The organism is Streptomyces sp. NPDC002896, assembly GCF_040295225.1.
Taxonomy (GTDB): domain Bacteria; phylum Actinomycetota; class Actinomycetes; order Streptomycetales; family Streptomycetaceae; genus Streptomyces.
Genome location: NZ_JBEOVA010000043.1, coordinates 50156 through 56670 on the forward strand (window position 1 = coordinate 50156; position 6515 = coordinate 56670).

Here is a 6515-nt window from a genome sequence, read left to right on the forward strand (position 1 = left end):
CTCCCGGTGAACGCGGCCGCCGAGTCCAGTAGCGCCACCAGCAGGGGGCACGGGAACGCACCGCTGACCCCCGAAGGACGTCTGCGCTTGTGCCTGCGGATCGACGCCGGACGTCCGATCGCGCACGTCGCTGCGGAAGCCGGGATCTCCCGCCGCTGCCTGGCCAAGTGGTACGCCCGCTGGCGGGCGCACGGCGAGAACGGACTGCCCGACCACTCCTCCCGCCCCGCTACCAGCCCCGCCCGCACCCCCGAGGACATCGCCGACCTGGTGGAGGCGCTGCGACGGCAGACCAAGCACGGGCCAGCCCGGCTCACCGCCGACCTACAGCGGCTGCACGGCGTCACACTCGCGCCCGCGACCGTCCACCCCATCCTGGTGAGGCGAGGACTCAACCGGCTCCGGGACCTCGACCCACCGACCGGCGAGCAGCTGCGCGAGGTCATCCGCTACGAGCACGACCGGGTCGGCGACCTGGTCCACGTCGACGTCAAGAAGCTCGGACGTATCCCGACCGGCGGCGGCTGGCGGATGCACGGCGTCGGCACCGAGTCCGCCCGCGCCTCCAAACGCACCGGTCCCGGCACCGGCAAGGTCGGATACACGTACCTGCATTCGGCGCTCGACGACCACTCCCGGCTCGCCTACACCGAGGCCCTGGACGATGAGAAGGCCGTCACCACGGTCGCCTTCTGGCACCGGGCCGTTTCATTCTTCGCCGCCCACGGCATCACACCGATCCGCCGCTGCCTCACCGACAACGGCGCGTGCTACCGGTCTACGACCTGGGCTGACGCCCTCGCCGCGACCGGTACGAAGCACAAGCGGACCAGGCCGTACACGCCGCGAACGAACGGGAAGGTGGAGAGGTATAACGGGACGCTCACCCGCGAGTGGGCGTACGTCCGCGACTACACAACCGAGCATGAACGCCGCGTCGCACTCGCGGAGTTCGTAAACTACTACAACCACGAGCGGCCGCACGCCGCGCTCGGCGGCCGACCGCTCATCAGCCGGACCGCCGGGAGCGACTACCGGATCGTCTTTGCCCAGCCGCCCGAACCACTCGCGGACATCCCGCAGCAGCTCACCTTCGAGGACTTCGTGTAACCAAGGTCCCGAGACACCACAGCAAACACGGAAGGACGCTCACTGGTTCAACGCAGTCGCGGCCATTGGACCGCCACAGAGGCAGACGGCCCGGTACCGAATCCCCCGGTACCGGGCCTTCCACGTGCTGCACACAGGCGGCGGAGTCGTGCTTGAACTCGGCGATGTGGAACAGGCACTGAAGCCGCTGCGCGCGAGCACCCAGGACCGTCTCGGCGACGGTCGAGTTCAGCCGACGCCGACAGACCACCAGTGTTCGGGACGAGCGACCACGGGCGATGGATCTTCCCGGGGTGGGAACCGAATACACCAGAAAGGGGCCGTGGCGGTTGTTCCCCGCTGGTCAGTGGAAAGACAACATCCTTGGTGGACCTTCGGTGTTCGCATCAGACGCGAAGGCTTCGCGTCTGATGCGAACACGATCCGGCTGTCGAGGCGACTGGACAGCCGGCATGCCGGTCCCGCGTGCCAGGCCGCGAGCGTCAGGACCAGGCCCCAGCCCTCGCTCGTCATCCGCACCTCATCCTCGACGGACACCCGGTAGTACGCCCTACCTCGGTGCCTGGAAGCCGCCGATCTTCTGCTCGAGCAGTTCGGCCAGCCGCAGCGGGGTGCGGTCCTCGAACATCGGACCGATGAGCTGCACTCCCACCGGCAGACCCTCGGGGGACCGGCCCGCTGGTATGGCGGTGGCGGGCAGGCCGGGCATAGTGGCCAGACCGGCCCAGACAAGCTGGTCGAAGTACGGGTACCCGACTCCGTCGATGTCGATCCGGCGTTCCAACACATTGGGGTTGTGGTCGTGCGGGAACGCGGGAGTCGGCGTGATCGGACACACCACGGCATCGAACTCGGCGAAGAGCTGCCGCCAGCCGTGGCGGTGGAGTTCGCGATGGTTGTTCGCCTCGATCCAGTCGCGGTGGCTGAACACCATCCCGCGCAGCCGCGCCGCGTCGAGGCTCTGGTCGTCTGCGCTCAGTCCGGCGGCGCGGGTCCGCAGCTGCTCGTACGCTTCGACGGGAAAACGCGCAACGGAGCTCGAAAACAGCAACTGCGTGTAGAGCGTCGCGGCTTCGGTCAGATCGGGCAGCAGCGGAGTGTGCCGTTCGACGCGGGCGCCGCCGTCGACAAGGGCGTCGGCCACCCGGTTCACGCCCGCCCGCACAGCGGACCCGGTCGGAATGAGCGGATGCTCGTCGACGACCAAGACCCGGAAGTCGCCGAGCCGCTCGTGGCGCGCGGGCGGCAGCGTCAAGTCGTGCGCCTTGCCGAGCGTCAGCGGGTCCGGTCCGGCCATGACGTCGAGCAGGAGCGTGAGGTCGCGGGCAGTGCGCGCCATCGGACCGACGACGGCGAGGTCGAGGTCGACCGGCAATGGCGGTGCCGGCGGCGCGACCATGCCGCGGGTTGCCGCCAGTCCGAGTGTCGGCTTGTGCGCGTAGATGCCGCAGAAATGCGCGGGGGTGCGCAGCGAACCGGCGAGGTCGGAGCCGATGGACAGCGCGCAGAATCCGGACGCCAGGGCCGCCGCCGATCCACCGGACGATCCGCCCGACGTGCGAGCATGATCCCACGGGTTATTGGTGGTGCCGTAGATCTCGTTGAAGCTCTGGATATCTTGCAGCCCCAAGGGCACATTGGTCTTACCGAGCACAACCGCGCCGGCGGCCTTGAGCCGCGACACCTGTACCGCGTCCTCGGCCGGCACATAGCCCCGGTGTTGCGGCATGCCCCAGGTCGTGGGCAGCCCGGCGATGTTGTAGGACTCTTTGACCGTCACCGGAATACCGAGCAGCGGCCGGACCTCGCCGCGGGCGCGCGCCTGGTCGGCACCGCGCGCGGCGGCCCGCGCACGGTCGAAGTCCGGCACACAGATCGCGTTGATCACCTTGTCATCCCGCTCGATACGGGCAATCGCCTCGTCGGTCAGTTCCGCCGAGGTCACTTCACCGGCACGCAAGGCAGCCGCGAGTTCTTCTGCAGTCTGAAAGTTCCACTCCATGAATCCGACCGTACTGACCTCTGGCAGAGGTCATAAAATGCTGATTCGCACAACGGGATAGATGTCTCAACTCATCATGTTGCTCTCCGGCCACAGAAAATTCGCCCGACCGCTGGCCATGGCGAGGCGCGGCGGTCTGGCACACCTACAGAGATGGTCACGACGGAGGCGCCCCAGCGCCCCGATCGATGGCGATATGACACGGGCACCCACCCCAACCAACGATTGCCGCGCACCGTGATTCTCATAAATGACCAGTTGAGAGAGACGGCCGAGTCGCCTTATCGGTCGGCAGGCTGTGGGCGGACGCGGTAAACGTGCGGCCAATGCTTCCCGGTAATGAGCAAGTCGTGCGTGGAAGGGTCCACGGCGATGCCGTTCACGTTGCCGGGCCGCCGAGCAGCGGGCGGAAGATCTGGGAGGGCACCGATGTGCAGGGTCGTCTTCACGCGCCCTGTGCCGGGATCGATGCGGGCGATTTCATCGGTGGGCCAGACATTGGCCCACACGTCCGTGCCGGTGCACTCAAGCTCGTTCAGCCCGCTTACGGGCCCGTTACCGTCGTGGACCGTGATCCGGCCCAGCAGCTCAAAGGACTGCGGGTTGCGCAGCGAGAGGGTTGCGCTGCCGTCACTCATCATGAGCCGGCCCCGTGCTCGATCGTGGCAGAGGCCCCAGCCCTCACCGTCGTAAGTCACCCGGCGCAGCTCGGCCAGGGTCCGGCTGTCCCGGAACACGGCCGTATGCTCACGCCACGTCAGATGCCACAGCCCGCCGTCGGCTAGGGTCAGGCCTTCGCCGAACCATGAGGCGGGCAGCGCCACGCGTCGGCTCACCCGGCCCGAGGACAGATCTGCCTTCTGTACCCAGGATTGTCGGTACATTCCGGAGCTCTCGTACAGCGAGCCGGCCAGAACTTCCAGGCCCTCGGTGAAGGCGCTGGAGTCATGCGGCAGTATCTGAAGCACCTTCGCTTCCAGTTCCATTGGATCGGCGGGCACTGCCATACGGCCAGCCGGGGGCACACCGGTCAGCCCAGAGAACACGATGAGGCATGCACTGACCGTCAGACCCCGCAGGACTGACCGTCGCGACCCAAACGAGGGGCACAAGTGGCCTCCAGGGCAGAGCGACAGGACAACTCCCAGGGCAGGAAACGGGCCATCCGGCCACCGTGAGCCAAATCTACTTTCGGAGCGCGGAGAAGGCCCGTCATCCGTGCGGTCGGCACCTGCCCGACGTCGACCGCCCCGGCGCAAAGAACCCGTACGTCGCGAGTGCGCTTCAGAGCGAGCTCCATCGCCTTGCAGGACACCCCCATCGGGCCCAGCCGCAGCCTGTTCCAGCTCGCCGGGCGATGGCTCGGTGGAACCACAGGCAACACGTTCGAGCGCGGCCTCCTGCTGCGGCTGATCGGACACCGGCCCCGGCGGCTCCAGCGCCGCCGGGGCTTCACCTGAACCGGCGATACCACCACACCTGTTGCACCTGCTAGCGTCGACGAAACCGGCGCTGAGCTGCATGAAGCCTCAAGGGTTGGCCTCGCGCCACAGTCGCTCCCCCAGAGAAGGCCCGTCCATGACACACGCGTGTCGCCGTCTTTGGTCCGGTCAACATCCCGGTTGCCGCCGGACGGGGTCTTCGACGAGGGTCAGGGCGCGGCTGGGGGCGTTCCTCGGGGTGCACTCGCCGGGGCCGCGTCCCGCGCTTCTATCTCCAACCTGTGTTGTTCCTAGAATGGCCGGGTGGAGGACATCGACGCGATCGCGGCGTTGCAGGATCCGGTGCGGCGTCGCCTGTATGAGTACGTGGCGGCGCAGGGCCGCGAGGTCGGCCGCAACGAGGCCGCCGAGGCGGCCGGGGTGGCGCGCACGCTTGCTGCGCACCATCTGGACAGGCTGGCCGAGGCCGGTCTGCTGGAGAGCGGCAGTCGCCGCCTGACGGGCCGCTCGGGGCCGGGGGCGGGCCGTCCCGCCAAGGTGTACACGCGGGCGCGGGTCGAGCGGGCGGTGTCGCTGCCCGCCCGCGACTACCGCACCGCCGCCGAGCTGCTCGCCGAGGCCGCCGAGCAGGCCGGGCTGGACGCCGGGCTCTGGGCGGCCGCGCGCCGCCGGGGCGAGGCTCTGCGCGGCTCGGCGGCGCCCTGCGGCGGCCTCGAAGAGGCCATGGAGATGCTGGCCGCTCGCGGCTACGAACCGCACCTGGAAGGCGCCGAGGGGACGACCGGGGCAGCCGCGCGCGTCGTCCGTATGCGCAACTGCCCCTTCCATGCCGTCGCCGAACGCTTCCCGCCGCTCGTCTGCGGCATGAATCTCGGGCTGCTGGAGGGGCTGCTCGGCACGGACGGTCCCGTCCACGCCCGCATGGACGCCCGACCGGGGGAGTGCTGCGTGGTGGTCGAGACTTCTAAAAACAATGGTGATTGACATAGAAAAGCGGGCCGTGCTGGGATGTGGCCATGACCGCATTCGCGCATGCCGCCCACCTCGCCGAGCTCAACGTCGCCACGCTCCGCCACCCCCTCGACGACCCGCGCATGGCGCCGTTCGTCGAGATGCTCGACCCGGTCAACGCCGCCGCCGACGGCGCGCCAGGCTTCGTGTGGCGGCTCGTGGAGGAGGGGGCGGCCGACGCCACCGGCCTGCGCCCGGCGGGCAAGGACGTCATCGTCAACCTGTCGGTGTGGGAGACCCAGGAGGCCCTGTGGGACTTCGCCTACCGCAGCGGGCACCTGGAGGTGATGCGGCGGCGCCGCGAATGGTTCGAGCGGCACGTCGAGGCGCACCTGGTGCTCTGGTGGGTCCCCGCCGGTCACCTCCCGACCGTCGGAGAGGCCCTGGAGCGGCTGGCGGACCTGCGGGCGCACGGGCCGTCCCCGCGCGCGTTCACCTTCGCCTCCTCCTACACCGCCGCCGAGGCCGCCCAGCACCTTCAGGCCGCGCCGCCAGTGCAGCCTGAGCAGGCAGCCCGGAGCGCGCGGCTGGCGTCGGCCGGGGACGCGGCGGCGGTGTAGGGGAGGGGATGCTCAGTCCAGCAGAGCGGCGGCATGGCGGCTGCGCTCCTTTGCGTGATTGCCCGGGTTCGGCGGCTCTGGGGCAGTCCGGGCCTGGGCCGCTGCCCGGTCCAGCGCCGCTGTTCAGCATGATCTAGCGCGGCACCCCGGGCGTTCACGCCCGGGAGGAAGCGCTTCTCTGGACTGCTCTGACGTGCAGGTTCCTACGGGTCCGCACTGTTGACCTCAGTCGGGGCGCTTCTGGTTGTCGATGTACTCCTTGATGATCGATAGCGGGGCCCCGCCGCACGAGGCAGCGAAGTATGACGGCGACCAGAAGTGCGCGCCCCACAGATACTTTCGGATGTGGTCGGGAAACTCCTGGCGGAGGCGGCGGGCGGATACGCCTTT

Annotated in this window: 7 protein-coding genes; 4 read left to right on the forward strand and 3 right to left on the reverse strand. The window is 69.0% G+C overall.

Annotation, left to right across the window (positions count from 1 at the left end):
• Positions 1-6 precede the first annotated feature (6 nt).
• Positions 7-1110: an IS481 family transposase gene (locus tag ABT009_RS41760; RefSeq protein WP_351306932.1), complete on the forward strand. Its 1104-nt coding sequence runs from the start codon at positions 7-9 to the stop codon at positions 1108-1110.
• Positions 1111-1660: 550 nt separating this feature from the next.
• On the opposite strand, the gene ABT009_RS41765 is transcribed toward ABT009_RS41760, so the two are convergent.
• Positions 1661-3112, reverse strand: a complete 1452-nt coding sequence (locus ABT009_RS41765; protein ID WP_351306934.1) for an amidase — start codon at positions 3110-3112, stop codon at positions 1661-1663.
• Positions 3113-3393: 281 nt separating this feature from the next.
• Complete coding sequence (locus tag ABT009_RS41770) at positions 3394-4119, reverse strand: glutaminyl-peptide cyclotransferase (protein ID WP_351306936.1); 726 nt, start codon at positions 4117-4119, stop codon at positions 3394-3396.
• A 297-nt stretch (positions 4120-4416) separates the two neighbouring features.
• On the opposite strand from ABT009_RS41770, the gene ABT009_RS41775 reads away from it, so the two are divergent.
• The 3 genes from ABT009_RS41775 (at position 4417) to ABT009_RS41785 (ending at position 6125) form a co-directional block, all read left to right on the forward strand.
• Positions 4417-4572, forward strand: coding sequence for a hypothetical protein (locus ABT009_RS41775; protein WP_351306938.1), 156 nt, complete (start codon positions 4417-4419; stop codon positions 4570-4572).
• 285 nt (positions 4573-4857) lie between these two features.
• Positions 4858-5538: a helix-turn-helix transcriptional regulator gene (locus ABT009_RS41780; RefSeq protein ID WP_351306940.1), complete on the forward strand. Its 681-nt coding sequence runs from the start codon at positions 4858-4860 to the stop codon at positions 5536-5538.
• 32 nt (positions 5539-5570) lie between these two features.
• On the forward strand, positions 5571-6125 hold the full coding sequence (locus ABT009_RS41785) for a DUF3291 domain-containing protein (RefSeq protein ID WP_351306942.1): 555 nt from the start codon (positions 5571-5573) through the stop codon (positions 6123-6125).
• A gap of 225 nt (positions 6126-6350) precedes the next feature.
• Here the strand turns inward: ABT009_RS41785 and ABT009_RS41790 are convergent.
• Positions 6351-6515, reverse strand: a 165-nt coding sequence (locus ABT009_RS41790) for a transposase (protein WP_351306946.1), incomplete at its 5' end; no start/stop codon positions are given.

What these genes read in the sequence shown, in the direction of transcription:
- ABT009_RS41765 (WP_351306934.1), bottom strand. Translation starts at nt 3,112, where the DNA reads ATGGAGTGGAACTTTCAGACTGCAGAAGAACTCGCGGCTGCCTTGCGT.
- ABT009_RS41770 (WP_351306936.1), bottom strand. Translation starts at nt 4,119, where the DNA reads ATGGCAGTGCCCGCCGATCCAATGGAACTGGAAGCGAAGGTGCTTCAG.
- ABT009_RS41785 (WP_351306942.1), top strand. Translation starts at nt 5,571, where the DNA reads ATGACCGCATTCGCGCATGCCGCCCACCTCGCCGAGCTCAACGTCGCC.